Here is a 15,805-nt window from a genome sequence, read left to right as displayed (position 1 = left end):
TTTCTCCCTCTACTTAGTCATCAATTTTTCTGCTTCAGCCAACTTGACCGACACAATTTTTGACACTCCTGACTCCTGCATGGTCACCCCATAAATACTGTCAGCGGCAGCCATGGTTCCCTTGCGGTGAGTCACAACAATAAATTGACTTGACTTATCAAAACGATTGAGATAGTCGCCAAAACGCTTCACATTTGCTTCATCCAGAGCTGCTTCCACCTCGTCCAAAATCACAAAAGGAATGGTTTTTACCCGAATAATAGCAAATAACAGAGCTAGAGCTGACAGGGCTTTTTCTCCCCCACTCATCAAATTGAGGGACTGAATCTTTTTGCCAGGCGGTTGCACAGAAATCTCAATCCCCGCAGTCAACAAATCCTGTTCGGTAAGAATGAGGTCACTGCTACCGCCACCAAACATCTGCTTAAAGGTGTGTTTAAAACTCTGACGAATAGCTTCAAAACTAGCCTTAAAACGTTCCTTAACGTCATTGTTCATCTCATCAATCGTTGTGGTTAACAATCGCTTGGCTTCCACCAAATCTTCTTTTTGATTAGTCAAAAAAGTCAAGCGCTGTTTCACTTCTTGATGCTGCTGAATAGCCTCTAAATTAACTGAACCCAAGACCTTGATTTCCTTGACCAAGGCCTTTAATTGCTGACGAGCTAGCTGAAAATCTGATAAGACCTGGGCTGCTTCCTTGGCTTCATCAAAACTCATTTGATAATCCTCAGCCAATTGATGGGCAAACTGGCGAAGTTGATTCGTTTGACCATCAATGGCCAATTCTAGCTGTGTCTGCGCTCGAATCAACTCTTCATTTTTCTGACCTGACCTTAAGAGACGTTCCGCTACTTCCTCCAGGGCCGCATCGCAATCCTCCAGTTCTAATTTCTGTCGAATATTGGCCTGTTCCTGTTGATTCTTTAGCCCTTCAAGGCGAACCAATTCTTCCTGAATTTGTGCCAGATATTTGGGATTGTCCTCCTGAGCGTAAGTTTGAAGCTGCTGGTCAATCTTAGTCAATTGATGACTTAGTTGCTTGACGTCCTCTTCTAATTGGTTTAAATTAGCTCGCTCAAAACGATTGGCACTAACGAGATCACGCTCCCTTAACTTGGTCTCCTGAACTTGCTCTCTTAGAGCAGCCAAGCGTTCTTGGACATGGTCCTTGTTATCCTTGATCTGATTCAACTCTTGTGTTAAACGACTTTTTGCTTCTTCTACGTCAAGCAAACGACCTTCTAAAACCCTTTGTCGCTGAATCAAGTCCGCTCTAATTTCCTCTTGATGATCCCCTTGATTCCTTGCCAATAAGCTAGTCAGATCCGCCAGGCGCTGCTCCAGTTGTTCATGCTCCAAGCGAGATTTTTGCTCCACCAAGCGAGCCTGTTCCCCTTCTTCCTTGATTTCCGCCAAATGATTAGTCAAGCCTGCCAATTCTGCCTGGTCCTTCCCTAAGTCACTTTCAGCCACTTGAATAGCCTGCTCTTGCCGGCTTAATTCCTTGGTTAGCTCTTCTAATTCAGGCTTGATAAAGGTCATATTGTTTTGCCGATTGGCACCACCAGCAAAAGAACCTCCTGGTCGCAAGTCACTACCATCCAAGGTCACCAATCGTAGTTGATAGCCTAAGTGTCGAGCCGCTTGATTGGCCTGATCCAAGTTTTCAAACACAGCTATTGCCCCTAAGAGGTAGCCAAAAATAACTGACACACTTTGGTCATAGGTTACCAAATCATTAGCTACCCCTAAAAAACCAGGACTTTTTTGTAAAATGGCTAATTGATGGGGAGGAATTTGACGAGGCTTAATCGTCGTCAGTGGTAAAAAGGTTGCCCGCCCTTGACGATTTTTTTTCAAGAGGTCAATAGAGCGCTTAGCTGCCCCCTCATCTGCCACAATAATATGCTGGCTGCTAGCTCCCAAGGCAACCTCCATGGCTGTCCGATAGGTTAAATCAAAGCTAACATGTTCACTAACTGCTCCAACAATGCCACCAATATCTGCGGCCTGTTGCAAAATAAATTTGACCCCGGCATAAAAATGACTATGATTTTTCAAAATGCCTGTCAAACTCTGATGACGGGCTTTTTTGGTTTTCATCTCATCCATCAAGTCAAATAAGGCGGTTTGTTTCTGGCGATAGGTACTTTCTTTTTCTGCCAAACTCTTTTGCAAGCTCTGGTAGGTTGCCAATAACTGATCAAGCTGAGAGCGACTTTCAGCTAGGCTCTCTGCCGCCATTTGGTAATCCCGGGTCACTTGGTCATGTTCCACCTGTAGCTGTTCCAAAGCGACGGATTTTTGTCGCGACTGCTCTTCCTGACTGGACAGGGTAGCTTGCAAGGCCGTTAACTCATTGGACAAATCAGCTTCTGTTTGCATCAATTCCAGAAATTGTTCCCTTAGTTCTTCCATCATCTGGTCTGGAGTCGATGAATACTGGATCAACTCCTTCTCCAACGCTTGCAAATGGTGCCTAACCTGGTCTAGGTCCTGATTAATCTGTTCAAGCTTTTCTACCTTATCTGCAATCAGACCGGTCAACTTGATTTTCTGTTCCTGCAAGTCAGCCTGTTGTTTCTGCACTGATAATTTTTGTTCTGATTTTTGCGAAGATGCGAGCTTTGCCAAATCCATTTGCCGTCTCAAATCCGCCAACAGTCGGGTATTCTCTAACAAGTCCTTCTGTAAACTCTCCTGCTTACCTTGTAGGGACTGACGTTTTTCCTTCAAGACCTGGTTGCTTGTCTCCAACTCATCCCTTTGCTGGTAGTAGCCTGTTAGTTCTTTTTTTACCTGAGCCAGCTGGTACTGGTTATCTGCCAAGGCTTGATTAACCTGTTGAACATCTGCAACCAAAAGATTGAGTTGTAACTGCTGACGATCACCATCTAACCTCAAAAAGGTCTGGGCCACCTCAGCCTGTTGTCTGAGTGGCTGCTCCTGCAATTCCAACTCATAAATAATATCCTCGAGACGATCTAAATTATCCTGGGTTTGCCCCAATTTTTGTTCAGTTTCTTTTTTACGGGTTTTATATTTTAAAACGCCAGCAGCCTCCTCAAAAATAGCTCGCCGCTCCTCTGGTTTACTATTGAAAATAGCCTCCACCCGTCCTTGGGAGATAATGGAAAATGAATCCCGCCCTAAACCTGTATCCATAAATAAATCATGGATATCGCGTAAGCGAACCTTTTTACCATCAATCAAATAATCACTGTCACCATTGCGATACACATGTCGTTCCACTCGAATTTCTGAAGCCGCGTGAGCAATAAAAGCATCCGAATTATCCAAAACAACTGTGACTTGGGCATAATTCAAAGCATGACGATTCTCTGTTCCAGCAAAAATAACATCTGGCATCTTGCCGCCGCGTAAACTTTTGGCACTGGACTCCCCAAGGGCCCAACGTAAACTTTCAGTGATATTACTTTTTCCTGAACCATTGGGGCCAACAACTGCTGTTACCCCAGGTTCAAAGCTAATTTTAGTCTTATCAGCAAATGACTTAAAGCCTTGCATTTCAATCGCTTTTAAAAACATAATCCCCTCGTTCTAATCGTTCTAGGGCCTTTTTAGCAGCTTCCTGCTCTGCTAATTTTTTAGAGCGTCCCTTGGCAAGGCTAATCTCCTTCTGGTTGACGCGAACTAAAACTTCAAAAGTCTTGGCATGGGCAGGACCTGTTTCACCAACTACTTGATAGTCAATGTCAACTTCCCCCTTAGCCTGTAATAATTCCTGCAAGTGAGTCTTATAATCTCGAACTTTTTCAAAATTCCCCTGTTCAATTTGCGGAATCATGACCTGGTTGATAAAGTTCGAAACAGTTTCTACCCCCTTATCTAGCAATAAAGCCCCCAAGAAGGCTTCAAATAAGTCCCCTAGAATAGTCGCTCGCTCTCTTCCTCCCGAACGCTCCTCACCCCGCCCGAGCAAGATGTATTCTGAAAAACCCAATTGACGTGAAAAGCTAGCCAAGCTTTCCTCCCGCACAATCATAGACCGCATTTTTGACAGGTCTCCTTCTGCCTGATTAGGATATTTTTTAAACAGGTATTGTGAGATTAGCAACTGTAAAACAGCGTCTCCTAAAAATTCCAAACGTTCATTATGTGAAACCTTTAGGAGGCGGTGCTCATTGGCATAGCTGGTATGAGTAAAAGCTGTTTTTAAAAGATTGGAATCGGAAAAAACAATGCCAAAATCACGACGAATTTTGTCTTCTAGTGCCTTCATAAACACTCCTTTTCTATAGTTAACATACTTTTATTATAACAAAATCTTGCTTTTTAAGGGAGATTTTCTGATTTCTTCTCGCAGGGCTTAGTCATTTTCTTGACCAATAAGCTAAAATCATCTATCATAGCCTTATCAGGATGATAAGAGGGAGGACTGCCAATGATTGATTATCTATTTATCTCGCCCTTGGGCTGGAGTAAGAAGGTCTGGAACAAACTACTAAAAGACAAGAGATTTCAAGAAAAATCTATTGACATCATTGACTTTTTGAACGATTCCTTTGACATCATTTCAGAAGATGAGATTAACAGACGGATCAAGCACCGCCTCAGTCAGCTTTCAAAAAATGGTTGGGTCATTACCTCCTCTTATGGGACAGCAGCCTTAATCAGCTGTTTGAAACATCATCATCTAGTCGTAAAACAAGTCCTGATGATTGATGGTCTTGATCAGATGCCCTCCTTAGAGGAGCTCAAGGAGACCTTTGCCGACCTAGAAGATGTCACTTATCAGTACTTATCCGATTACTATGATGAGATGCTGTCTGATGATGAAAAAAACGACACCCAATTATTGGAGATTTTGACTGGCAATTTAATCGTCCACAATGGACGCTATAGGCCCAAACTTAACACCAAAAATACCCTAGCCTACCTTTCTATCTATTCTAATTTGGATATCGCAGCGGAACTGACAACCGTATTAAACCAAATAGAGGAAATCTGTATTTTCTCAAGTAGGCCGATAGGACTAGCCCACAGGCCCATTAGCCAAGAAGACCATCTGCTCATGCTAACAGAACCCCAAAGGGTCTTAGAAAAAATAATTGACCATGATTGACAATCACAAAAGCGGCCTTCCAGTGAAGGTCGCTTCTTTGTCATCCTATTTTTTTAATAATTCTCGAGCTTGAATGCGAGCTGCCTCAGTAACATCGTGGCCAGCCAACATCTTGGCAATTTCTTCCACTCGCTCTTCCTCTGTCAACAGTCGCACCACAGAAACCGTTGATGACTCACTGCTGCGTTTTTCAATGAAAAATTGGTCATCTGCAATAGCAATCACTTGTGGTAAATGTGAAATGGCCAAGACCTGACCATGCTGACCAATCTTGTAGATTTTTTGAGCAATCGCCTGGGCCACCCGTCCAGAGACACCTGTGTCCACCTCATCAAAAACAATGCTGGTTTTGTCTTCTTTGCGAGAAAAAGCCGATTTAATGGCCAACATCAACCGTGATAATTCCCCACCAGAAGCTACCTTGACAAGAGGCTTAAAGCCTTCCCCTGGATTGGTTGAAATATAAAATTCCACTAATTCATGCCCATCACGGTTAAACTTGCCCTTGCTAAATTGAACTTGAAAATCTGCCTTTTCCATATAAAGGTCAGCCAATTCCTGCTTGATTTCTTGGGCTAGGCTTTCAGCTATGGCATGGCGTTTCTGGCTCAAGGCTATGGCTGCTGTCCGTAGCTCTTTTTCCAGCACCTTTAACTGCCCTTCTAGGTCATCCCCCGCCAAATCATTACCAGTCAAGTGGTTATATTCCTTGGAAATACTGTCAAAATAGGCCAAAACATCCGCAACCGTTCCCCCATATTTACGGGTAATGCTATTGATCACATCCAAGCGGGCCTCAATAACCATTAGTCGCTCACCGTCAAAATCCAAACCATCCAAGGTATCGGCCAACCGCCTACTGACATCTTCCAACACATAATAGGCTTCGCTGAGGTGGGCGGACATTTCCTTATAAGCAGCATCATAGTCTTCCAAGGTCATCAAGTCATTCATAGCCGAACGGATATTGGAGAGACTGGAAAATTCCTCATCATCTAACAAGTGATAGGAACTGGTCAGGGTATCAGCAATCTGCTTGTGATTCAGTAATTTTTCTCGCTCCTGCTGCAGGCTCTCATCCTCACCCTTTTGTAAATCAGCTGCCTCAATCTCAGCCAGTTGAAACTCCAACATCTCAATTCTCGCCTGATGCTCGGCTTCATTTTTCTGCTTAGCCAAGACACGCTGACGCAAGCGACGGTACTGATCAAAAGTGGTCTGATAATGGCGCTTAATCGCCACAAATTCATCATCACCAAAACTATCCAAGAGGGAAATATGGCGTTGAGGACGCATGAGTTCCTCCTGATCATGTTGACCGTGAATATCTACCAAAAATTGGCCAATGCTTTTCAAGGTGGTTAGATTGACCATTTGACCATTAATCCGACTGATACTCCGACCATTAGCAAAAATCTCTCGACGGATAATCAATTCATCACTGACATCAATGCCATTATCTACTAGAATTTGTTCCAAAACTGGATTGGGAGCCAGTGAGAAAAATCCTTGAATTTCCGCCTTAGCCGTTCCATGACGGATAACCTCTGTACTAGCACGCGCCCCCAGCATCATATTCATGGCATCAATGATGATGGACTTCCCAGCCCCTGTTTCTCCGGTTAAAACCGTCATCCCATTGTCAAAATTGAGGGAGATTTCTTCAATAATCGCAAAATTTTTAATGGAAATGCTTAATAACATCTACTGCTCCTCTGCGCCCTGCTTGAATTGAGCTTGGGCTGCCTCAACCACTTCTACCAGCTGATTGGCAACCAAATTAACCGCCTGCTCTGCCTTTTCCAAATGAAGTAAAAATTCAATGTTGCCCTGCCCTCCTTGGATAGGCGAAAAATCCACCTGTTTGACACTAAAGCCCTCAGTCACAGCCATTTCCGTCACCTGATGGAGAACTTTTTCATGGATAGCAGGATTTTTAACAATCCCATGTTTCCCAATCTGCTCCCGACCCGCTTCAAATTGCGGCTTGACCAAGGCAACAACCTGACCACCTGGTGCTAAAATCCGATGCAGAGCGGGTAAAATCAGACTGAGAGAAATGAAACTGACATCAATCGAAGCAAAGACCGGCTGACCCACTTCAAAATCAGCTAGGTCAGCATAACGGAAATTATACTGCTCCATGCTAATAACCCGTTCATCTTGCCGAAGTTTCCAAACCAATTGATTGGTGCCAACATCTACCGCATAGACCTGCTTGGCACCATGTTGTAACATGACATCCGTAAAGCCACCTGTTGAAGCCCCAATATCTAAGGTCAGCAAATCTGCCACAGACAAGTCAAAAACCTGCAAGGCTTTCTCTAGCTTGAGCCCCCCACGGCTAACATACTTGAGTTTCTCTCCCTTTAATTTTAATTCCGTAGCAGCATCAATCTTCTCACCTGGCTTATCATAGCGATGGCCATTGAGTAGGGAAACCACCAGACCTGCCATAACACCACGTTTGGCTTGCTCACGCGTTTCAAATAAGCCCTGCTGATAGGCCAATACGTCCACTCTTTCCTTAGGCATGTAATCGTAACCTTTCTATTGTCTCCTGAATAGCTGTCTGCTCAAAACCTTGTGTCAAGGCCAAATCCGCAAAAATGGCCTGCGCTTGGTCTAGACTACTATCTAGAATCTCATAGGACTTATCCAAGCCTAATAAACTTGGATAGGTAGATTTTTCCGCCAGCAAGTCTTTTTGAGGGGTTTTACCCAAATCTGCAAAATCTGCGGTAACATCTAAAATATCATCACGCACCTGAAAGGCTAAACCCACCAATTGACCAGCCTGACGTAACTGCTCAAGCACTGGCTGACTCTGCCCTGCCATTAAGCCAGCAGCCACAAAGGGGAAGGTCAATAATTTCCCCGTTTTATTGGCATGAATGGCCTGCAAATCAGCCAAGGCCAAGCTTTGTCCCTCACCAGCCATATCTAGAGCCTGACCAGCTACCATGCCAAAACTCCCCGCCGCCCGTGACAATTCACTAATCAAACGCAAACGGATAGCCTCTGGTAAATCAGCTTCGGCTAGCAGGGCAAAGGGGTCAAGAAACAGACCATCTCCTGCCAAAATGGCCAGGGCCTCACCAAATTGCTTATGGTTGGTCGGCAACCCCCGCCGAAAATCATCATCGTCCATGGCCGGCAAATCATCATGAATCAAACTTCCCGTGTGAATCAATTCCACACTCACTGCCACCTGATAGTGGCTAGCCGTCAAGTCTAGGCCAAAACCAGCCAAGACTTGCAAACACAGCAAGGGACGAATCCGCTTGCCACCAGCCTTAATCGAATAAGTGATGGCCTTAACTAAATCAGGAGACAAGTCAGCTTGTTCATAAAAGGCCAGCATGGTCTGGTCTATTTTTTCCATCATCATCTAGTCCATCTCCACCTGACTACCATCTGGCTGCATGACCTTAACAAGCGTCTTTTCAGCCTCCTGCAAGGTTGTTTGCAACTGCTGCGACAGCCCCATTCCTTTTTGAAATTCAGCCAAGGCCTCCTCCAAGGGCACATCGCCATTTTCTAACTTGCTGACAATAGCTTCCAACTCCTGCAAATTTTCTTCAAATGTTTTTTGCTTTGACATCTTTTACCTCTACTTCTAAATATCCATCTCGCATGCTTAGCTCCAAGTTATCGCCTGGTTTAATTCCCGCTACCGAATCTAGGATAGCTTGATTTTTTTGGACAAGGGCATAGCCTCGCTCAACAATCTTCTGCGTATCAAGGGCTAAAAGAGCATCTTGAGCCTTATGAAAACGACTGACCTGTCGGTCATACTGATTGGCCATGTGGCTGAGCAACAAGCGTTCTAGCTGGCCTATCTTGTCTTGATAAGACTGGATTTTGACCGGTAAGCCCAAGCTCAGCAAACCTTGCTGATGGGTTTGAACCCTTTGCTGCTGGGTCCTAACTCGCTTGTCCATTCTATCCGTCAAGCGAGTACTCAAATAAGCCACCCGTTGCAAATAACCATCATATAGTCGCTCCGGCTGTCGAAAAACAACTGACTGCTGCCAGCGTTCCAATCGCTTGCTCAAGGCTTGAAGCTGTCGCTGACTGGCTTGGTAGAGACGTTTCTCCCAATCTAGCAAGCCAGCCAAAACATCTGCCTTAGTCACAGGAGTGGCTAGCTCCGCTGCTGCTGTCGGCGTTGCTGCCCGCTGGTCTGCCACAAAATCAGCCAAGGTCACGTCTGTTTCATGACCCACACTAGAAATCACTGGCAAGCGTGAGGCAAAAATAGCTTCCACCACGATTTCTTCATTAAAAGCCCACAAATCCTCAATAGAGCCACCGCCCCGACCAACAATCAAGAGGTCTAGGTCTTTCATTTGATTGGCAAGGGCAATATTAGCGACAATCTCCTCGGCCGCCCCCTTGCCTTGGACCTTGGTCGGAAAGAGTAATAGCTCAACACCGGCAAAACGCCGAGAAATGGTGGTGATAATATCCCTAATCACTGCTCCACTGGGACTGGTGATAATGCCAATCTTTTGAACAAAGCGAGGCAAGGGCTGTTTATGACGATTGTCAAAATAACCTGCTGCACTTAATTTTTTCTTCAACTGTTCAAATTGCAGGGCCAGGGCACCAACACCATCAGGCTCTGCTTTTTCAATGATAATGGAATAAGACCCGCCTGGTTCATAAAGCTGAATCCGCCCCACCACATTGACCTGCATGCCCTCTTCTAAGGTAAAACCCAGCTGACGATAAACACCCGCCCACATGGTCGCCTGAATGACCGCCTTGTCATCTTTCAAAGAAAAGTATTGATGGCTGGGACGCTGCCGAAAATTAGACACCTGTCCAGTCAAATAAACCCGTTCCAGATACGGATCACGGTCAAATTTCATCTTTAGATACTTGGTTAAAGACGATACGGATAAATAGTCTGACATAGCCCCTCCACTTCTTTCACTATCCTTATCAGTATAACAAAAAAAGTGCCAAAAGGCACTTCTCAAATCATCAGTCCTGCTCAATAATTGTCACAATCTCTGCCTGAGCTTTTTTAGCTTCTGGAATGGGATAAATCGCATAGACATGGTTCATTTTATCTGCCACGGTATAGTTATGGTCAATGCCCAGGCTGGTTAATTTTTGGCTCAATTTTTCATTATCTGGTAAGAAAATCTCATGAGTACCAACAAAGATAGAAATCTTACCAAGACCTGTCAAATCGCCCTTAATGGGACTGACATAAGGATTGTCCATCTCAGACGCACCACCTGCCCAAATAGCCCCTTGCTGGTTCAAGCCCCAGGCTGATAACATCGGGTCTTTGGCCTCATAGTCTGCGATGTCTGGATTATCGGTCTTAACATCCACCCAAGGGGATAAGAGAATAATATCCTTGGGTTGAGGCAAGTTCTCATCTTTGAGGGCTAAGGCCAAACCAAGACTGAAACCACCACCGGCAGAGTCTCCCATGACCGTCAGTTTGTCAGCTGAGGTATTTTCTAAGATTTCCTTATAAAGCGTCAGCATTTTTGGAAAGGCATCTTTATAGCTATAACGCGGAACCTTAGGATAGATGGGAAAGACCACCTTAGCATCTAGCTGCTTGGCAAGGGCGGCCACTGTCTCAAAATGATAAGAGGTTGGCTGATTGAGATAACCCCCACCATGGATATAGAGAATGGCCTTTTGATTCTTGTCTTTCTTATCATTCCAGACAAAGGTCTGCATGCCATCAACACTTGTTTCAGTGACTGGCATACCTACCCATTTTTCAGGATTGGGATAGGCTTGGTCACTCTTAGCTTGACCTGCCTGCAAGACTTTTGCAAAACTCTCCTGACTTTGTTCTGTCAAGCTTGACTTCCCTTGTAAAAACAAATACCTTTCCACCAACCAACTTCGAGCAGACCGCCCCTCAACAAGATTGGTGTAGGCGGCCAAACCTGCTGCTAGTAACAAGATACTAGCTAACAGATAGATGACAAATTTTCTTAGTTTTTTCATAAGAACTCCTTTATTTTTTGATAAGATTATTATAAACTATAAAGGATACTTGATAGTCAAGGAAGAAAGTTCATGAACAGTAAAAAAATATCCCAACTCAGTCAAATACCCATTTCAACCATTCGCTACTATGAACAATTAGGGTTAATTCCAGCCCCACCTCGTCAGACCAATGGCTATCGGGATTACCCAGAAACGACCCTGGTCTTACTTGATTTTATCAAACTTTTGATTTGTTTTGATTTTTCCCTCAAAGAAATTCAAGACATTATGGCAACTATTCGCCAGAAAAACATTGAAGCTGACTGGGTAGAGCAAGTCATTGAGAAAAAGCGTCACCAAATCCAAGCAAAATTAGATGCCCTCAAAAAATTGGAAACCAATCTAACCTATGTCTTAGACTTGGGTGTCGAGGCTGAAGAGTTTACCATTTTAGAAGAGCTAAACAAGATACAAACTAATCTTCAAGACCCCAAAAAGAAACCCTAGGCAGAACAGTCTGCTTAGGGTTATACTGTTTCAGCGGCTTTTTTAGCAGCCTGATAGGTCTGCTCCAAAAGCATGGTAATGGTCATGGGGCCGACACCACCTGGAACTGGTGTGATAAGACTGGCCACTTCTGCCACCTCATCAAAATTGACATCACCGACAAATCGACCATCATGGTGGCGATTCATGCCAACATCAATGACAACCGCCCCCTCCTTAACAAAGTCCTTAGTGACAAAATGGCCTTGACCAATGGCCACCACCAAAATATCAGCCTGCTTGGCCACCTGGGCAAGATTCTTGGTCCGGGAATGGGCAATGGTCACCGTAGCGTTCTTATCCAAAAGCAGTTGAGCCATGGGTTTGCCAACAATATTGCTGCGGCCAATCACCACCGCCGTTTTGCCAGCCAAATCCACCTCATAAGCTTCTAACATGGCCATAATCCCCGCCGGCGTACAGGGCAGAAGCCCGGGATGACCTGACCATAACTGTCCCATGTTCATGGGATGAAAGCCATCTACATCCTTGTCAGGCGAAATAGCTAGCAAGACGGCCTGGCCATCAATATGGTCTGGCAGGGGCAACTGCACTAAAATCCCGTGACAGTCCTTGTCCTCATTATAGGTCCCAATCACTTGCAATAGCTCAGCCTGACTAATGCTTTCAGGCAGGCCAACAATCTCACTAGCAAAACCAGCCGCCAAGGCTGCCCGCTCCTTGTTACCCACATAAAGCTGACTGGCTGGATCCTCACCCACCAAAATCACCACTAACTTGGGGACAATGCCTGTCTTTTCCTTCAAATCTTTGACTTTGTCTGCCAAGGCCAGCTGCATCTTTTGAGCCAAGGCTTTACCATCTATCAGTCTTGCCATGTCTTCTCCTTTCTGTCTAAGAAAAAACACCTAACGGTGTTCTTAGGCCTAATAAAGCAAGTCGTAAATTTCCATCGCAATCAAGTCAATGCTATCAAAGGTATAGGTTTCCCGTGCTTCAACATCACGTAGAGTAAAGACTGCTCCTGCTTCTGGGTCATTGTTAAACGACACCTCTGCCACAACGACACCTTCACGCTCAAAATTACGCTTCAAATTACCACCGTCAGTCGCCATCAACTCCAGGCGATTGATAATTCTTACTAAATGTGATTCCATTTTATTCTCCTATTTTCTAAATACTACCCCTCTATTTTATCACAAAAGTCAGTAAAGACGCAAAGAAACAGGTACTTTTTGCCAATCTTCTCTACCTTACTAGTAATTTTTCAGCCAAAACCATCTTTTTGCTTGCTTATTTTATAGATTGGTGTATAATGAAACTATAAAAGTTTGACCAATATTGACCAAAAGGTGAAAGCAACTTTTATACTGAAACTTCTAAGGAAAGAGGTATCGACCATGTTATGTAAAAACTGTCAACTTAATGAAGCAACAATCCATCTTTATACTAACCTTAATGGCCAGCAACAGCAAATTGATCTCTGCCAGAACTGCTATCAAATCATGAAAGCGGAACCCGATAATCGTTCGCGCCAATCTTTAACTAATAGTTCATCCCTCAATCCCCTCTTTGATGATTTCTTCGGCGATTTAAATAATTTCCGTGCCTTCAATCAAGATTTGCCAAATGCCCCTAAAACTCAGTCTGGCGGCGGCAATTCTGGTAACGGTGGCAACCGCTCCAACCGCAGACCAGCAGCTCCCCAACAAGCCAAAGGACTTTTAGACGAGTTTGGTATCAATGTCACTGACATCGCTCGGCAGGGCAATATTGACCCCGTTATCGGACGTGACCAAGAGATTGTCCGTGTCATTGAAATTCTCAACCGTCGCACTAAGAACAATCCTGTTCTCATTGGCGAACCTGGGGTCGGCAAAACTGCTGTCGTTGAAGGCTTGGCTCAAAAAATCGTTGATGGCAATGTTCCGCAAAAATTACAGAGCAAACAAGTCATCCGCCTAGATGTCGTTAGCCTGGTTCAAGGAACTGGTATTCGAGGTCAGTTTGAAGAACGCATGCAAAAACTCATGGACGAAATCCGTCAACGTCAAGATGTCATTCTTTTCATTGACGAAATCCACGAAATTGTCGGTGCTGGCTCGGCTGGTGACGGCAATATGGATGCCGGTAATATCCTCAAACCAGCCCTTGCTCGTGGCGAGTTGCAACTGGTAGGAGCAACCACGCTCAATGAATACCGTATCATTGAAAAAGATGCCGCCCTAGAACGCCGCATGCAACCCGTCAAGGTTGATGAACCGAGTGTGGAAGAAACCATTACCATTCTCCGTGGTATCCAATCCAAATATCAGGATTACCATCATGTCAAATACACTGATGAGGCCATTGAGGCTGCGGCAACCCTCTCTAACCGCTATATCCAAGACCGCTTCTTGCCAGATAAGGCCATCGACCTTTTGGACGAGGCTGGGTCTAAGATGAATTTAACCCTCAACTTTGTTGACCCTAAAGAGATTGACAAGCGCTTAATTGAGGCTGAAAATCTCAAGGCCCAGGCCACTCGTGACGAGGATTATGAAAAAGCTGCTTACTTCCGCGACCAAATTGCCAAATACAAGGAAATGCAAGAGCAAAAAATTGATGACCAAGACATGCCCATCATTACCGAAAAACATATCGAGGCCATTGTTGAACAAAAAACCAATATTCCTGTTGGCGACTTGAAAGAAAAAGAGCAATCACAATTGCTCAACCTAGCTGACGACTTGAAACAACACGTCATCGGCCAAGACCAAGCCGTGGATAAAATTGCCAAGGCTATCCGCCGTAATCGTGTCGGTCTCGGCTCACCAAATCGCCCAATTGGTTCCTTCCTCTTCGTCGGACCAACTGGTGTCGGTAAAACCGAGCTATCCAAACAACTAGCCATTGAACTCTTTGGCTCAGCTGATAGCATGATTCGCTTTGACATGAGTGAATACATGGAAAAACACGCTGTGGCAAAATTAGTTGGTGCCCCTCCAGGCTATGTCGGTTATGATGAGGCCGGCCAACTGACTGAAAAAGTTCGTCGCAATCCCTACTCACTCATTCTCCTAGATGAGGTGGAAAAGGCCCATCCAGATGTCATGCACATGTTCTTGCAGGTACTAGACGATGGTCGCCTGACAGATGGCCAAGGACGGACGGTTAGCTTCAAGGACACCATTATCATCATGACCTCAAATGCCGGTACAGGCAAGGTCGAGGCTTCCGTTGGCTTTGGGGCTAGTCGTGAAGGACGGACTAATTCTGTCCTCAATCAACTGGGTGATTTCTTCAGTCCAGAATTTATGAACCGCTTTGATGGCATCATTGAATTCCAAGCTCTAAGCAAGGAAAATCTCTTGACCATTGTTGATTTGATGCTAGCTAGCGTCAATGACCGCTTGGCCAACAATGGCATCCACCTTGATGTTACCGATAAAGTCAAGGAAAAACTGGTTGACCTAGGCTACGATCCTAAAATGGGAGCCCGTCCCCTACGTCGTACCATTCAAGACCACATTGAAGATGCCATCACTGATTTCTATCTAGAACATCCAACCGAGAAAGACCTCAAGGCAGTCATGACCTCAACTGGCAATATCCTAATTAAATCAGCCAAAAAAACAGAGCCTGAAACCGATCTAGCAGCAAGTAGCCAGACTGATTAGGCTTGAAAATCCAGCAAATTCAATGCTGGATTTTCCTCATTTTTCGGGTTATAATAGAACCAAAGGAGAAAACTATGACAAAGAATCCCACATTTGGCCAAAAAGAAGACCAAATCACCTATACCACTCGCTTAGGCGTCTACGCTATTATTCCCGATGCCAAGCATGAAAAGATTATTCTTGTTCAAGCCCCCAATGGTTCTTGGTTCTTGCCCGGCGGAGAAATTGAAGCTGGCGAAGATCATTTAACTGCTTTGAAACGTGAATTATTGGAAGAGCTAGGATTTACAGCCACTATTGGCCAATATTACGGTCAAGCCGATGAATATTTCTACTCTAGCCACCGTGACCAGCATTTTTATAACCCAGCCTACATTTATCAAGTCACTGATTTTAAACAAGATCAAAGTCCCCTAGAGGATTTCAACCAGTTGGCCTGGTTCCCTGTCGATGAAGCCATTACCAAACTGAAGCGTGGCAGTCATCAATGGGGAGTTCAAGCCTGGAAAAAATCTCATTAAAATTAGGCGAAAACTGTTAATGACTTCACAATTTTATGGTATAATAGTGCCATCATAAC

General features: G+C 44.6%; 14 protein-coding genes. 4 read left to right on the top strand and 10 right to left on the bottom strand.

Annotated features, from left to right (window positions below):
* Window positions 1–9: 9 nt before the first annotated feature.
* Together smc and rnc are read right to left on the bottom strand one after the other, a co-directional pair.
* Window positions 10–3,552 (bottom strand): chromosome segregation protein SMC, encoded by a 3,543-nt coding sequence (gene smc / locus FRX57_RS00240; protein WP_146565500.1) that lies wholly within the window; start codon window positions 3,550–3,552, stop codon window positions 10–12.
* Window positions 3,533–4,246 carry a ribonuclease III gene (rnc, locus tag FRX57_RS00235; RefSeq protein WP_146565498.1) on the bottom strand — a complete coding sequence of 238 codons (714 nt, stop codon included), beginning with the start codon at window positions 4,244–4,246 and terminating at the stop codon, window positions 3,533–3,535. Before rnc ends, smc begins: the two co-directional genes overlap by 20 nt.
* 162 nt (window positions 4,247–4,408) lie before the next feature.
* Between rnc and FRX57_RS00230 the strand changes: the two genes are divergently transcribed.
* Window positions 4,409–5,089, top strand: coding sequence for a hypothetical protein (locus FRX57_RS00230; RefSeq protein WP_146565496.1), 681 nt, complete (start codon window positions 4,409–4,411; stop codon window positions 5,087–5,089).
* Between the two features lie 45 nt (window positions 5,090–5,134).
* On the opposite strand, the gene recN is transcribed toward FRX57_RS00230, so the two are convergent.
* The 6 genes from recN to FRX57_RS00200 all read right to left on the bottom strand — a co-directional run bounded on the left by recN (window position 5,135) and on the right by FRX57_RS00200 (window position 11,077).
* Window positions 5,135–6,793 (bottom strand): DNA repair protein RecN, encoded by a 1,659-nt coding sequence (recN, locus tag FRX57_RS00225; RefSeq protein ID WP_146565494.1) that lies wholly within the window; start codon window positions 6,791–6,793, stop codon window positions 5,135–5,137.
* A complete protein-coding gene (locus FRX57_RS00220) occupies window positions 6,794–7,624 on the bottom strand; it encodes a TlyA family RNA methyltransferase (protein ID WP_146565492.1) in 831 nt (276 codons plus the stop codon).
* Window positions 7,617–8,480 (bottom strand): polyprenyl synthetase family protein, encoded by an 864-nt coding sequence (locus tag FRX57_RS00215; RefSeq protein WP_425472603.1) that lies wholly within the window; start codon window positions 8,478–8,480, stop codon window positions 7,617–7,619. Before FRX57_RS00215 ends, FRX57_RS00220 begins: the two co-directional genes overlap by 8 nt.
* Window positions 8,481–8,693, bottom strand: coding sequence for an exodeoxyribonuclease VII small subunit (locus tag FRX57_RS00210; protein WP_146565490.1), 213 nt, complete (start codon window positions 8,691–8,693; stop codon window positions 8,481–8,483).
* Window positions 8,671–10,011, bottom strand: coding sequence for an exodeoxyribonuclease VII large subunit (gene xseA / locus FRX57_RS00205; RefSeq protein WP_146565488.1), 1,341 nt, complete (start codon window positions 10,009–10,011; stop codon window positions 8,671–8,673). The genes FRX57_RS00210 and xseA overlap by 23 nt, the downstream gene beginning before the upstream one ends.
* Window positions 10,012–10,081: 70 nt before the next feature.
* Entirely contained in the window at window positions 10,082–11,077 is a 996-nt protein-coding gene (locus tag FRX57_RS00200; protein ID WP_146565486.1) for an alpha/beta hydrolase fold domain-containing protein, read from the bottom strand.
* A 72-nt stretch (window positions 11,078–11,149) separates the two neighbouring features.
* Here FRX57_RS00200 and FRX57_RS00195 point away from each other — a divergent pair, with 72 nt between their 5' ends.
* Window positions 11,150–11,566, top strand: coding sequence for a MerR family transcriptional regulator (locus tag FRX57_RS00195; protein ID WP_146565484.1), 417 nt, complete (start codon window positions 11,150–11,152; stop codon window positions 11,564–11,566).
* A 20-nt stretch (window positions 11,567–11,586) separates the two neighbouring features.
* Here the strand turns inward: FRX57_RS00195 and FRX57_RS00190 are convergent, their stop codons facing one another.
* Together FRX57_RS00190 and FRX57_RS00185 are read right to left on the bottom strand one after the other, a co-directional pair.
* Window positions 11,587–12,444 carry a bifunctional methylenetetrahydrofolate dehydrogenase/methenyltetrahydrofolate cyclohydrolase gene (locus FRX57_RS00190; protein WP_146565482.1) on the bottom strand — a complete coding sequence of 286 codons (858 nt, stop codon included), beginning with the start codon at window positions 12,442–12,444 and terminating at the stop codon, window positions 11,587–11,589.
* A 48-nt stretch (window positions 12,445–12,492) separates the two neighbouring features.
* The gene (locus FRX57_RS00185) at window positions 12,493–12,723 is read right to left on the bottom strand and encodes a DUF1797 family protein (RefSeq protein ID WP_146565481.1); all 231 of its coding nucleotides are present in this window, start codon (window positions 12,721–12,723) and stop codon (window positions 12,493–12,495) included.
* Between the two features lie 243 nt (window positions 12,724–12,966).
* Here FRX57_RS00185 and FRX57_RS00180 point away from each other — a divergent pair, with 243 nt between their 5' ends.
* Complete coding sequence (locus FRX57_RS00180; RefSeq protein WP_146565479.1) at window positions 12,967–15,225, top strand: ATP-dependent Clp protease ATP-binding subunit; 2,259 nt, start codon at window positions 12,967–12,969, stop codon at window positions 15,223–15,225.
* A 74-nt stretch (window positions 15,226–15,299) separates the two neighbouring features.
* Complete coding sequence (locus tag FRX57_RS00175; RefSeq protein ID WP_146565477.1) at window positions 15,300–15,746, top strand: NUDIX hydrolase; 447 nt, start codon at window positions 15,300–15,302, stop codon at window positions 15,744–15,746.
* Window positions 15,747–15,805: the final 59 nt, after the last annotated feature.

It is taken from the genome of Streptococcus cuniculipharyngis (assembly GCF_007859195.1).
Taxonomy (GTDB): Bacteria; Bacillota; Bacilli; order Lactobacillales; family Streptococcaceae; genus Streptococcus; species Streptococcus cuniculipharyngis.
This window is presented reverse-complemented; position numbering and strand designations above follow the sequence as displayed.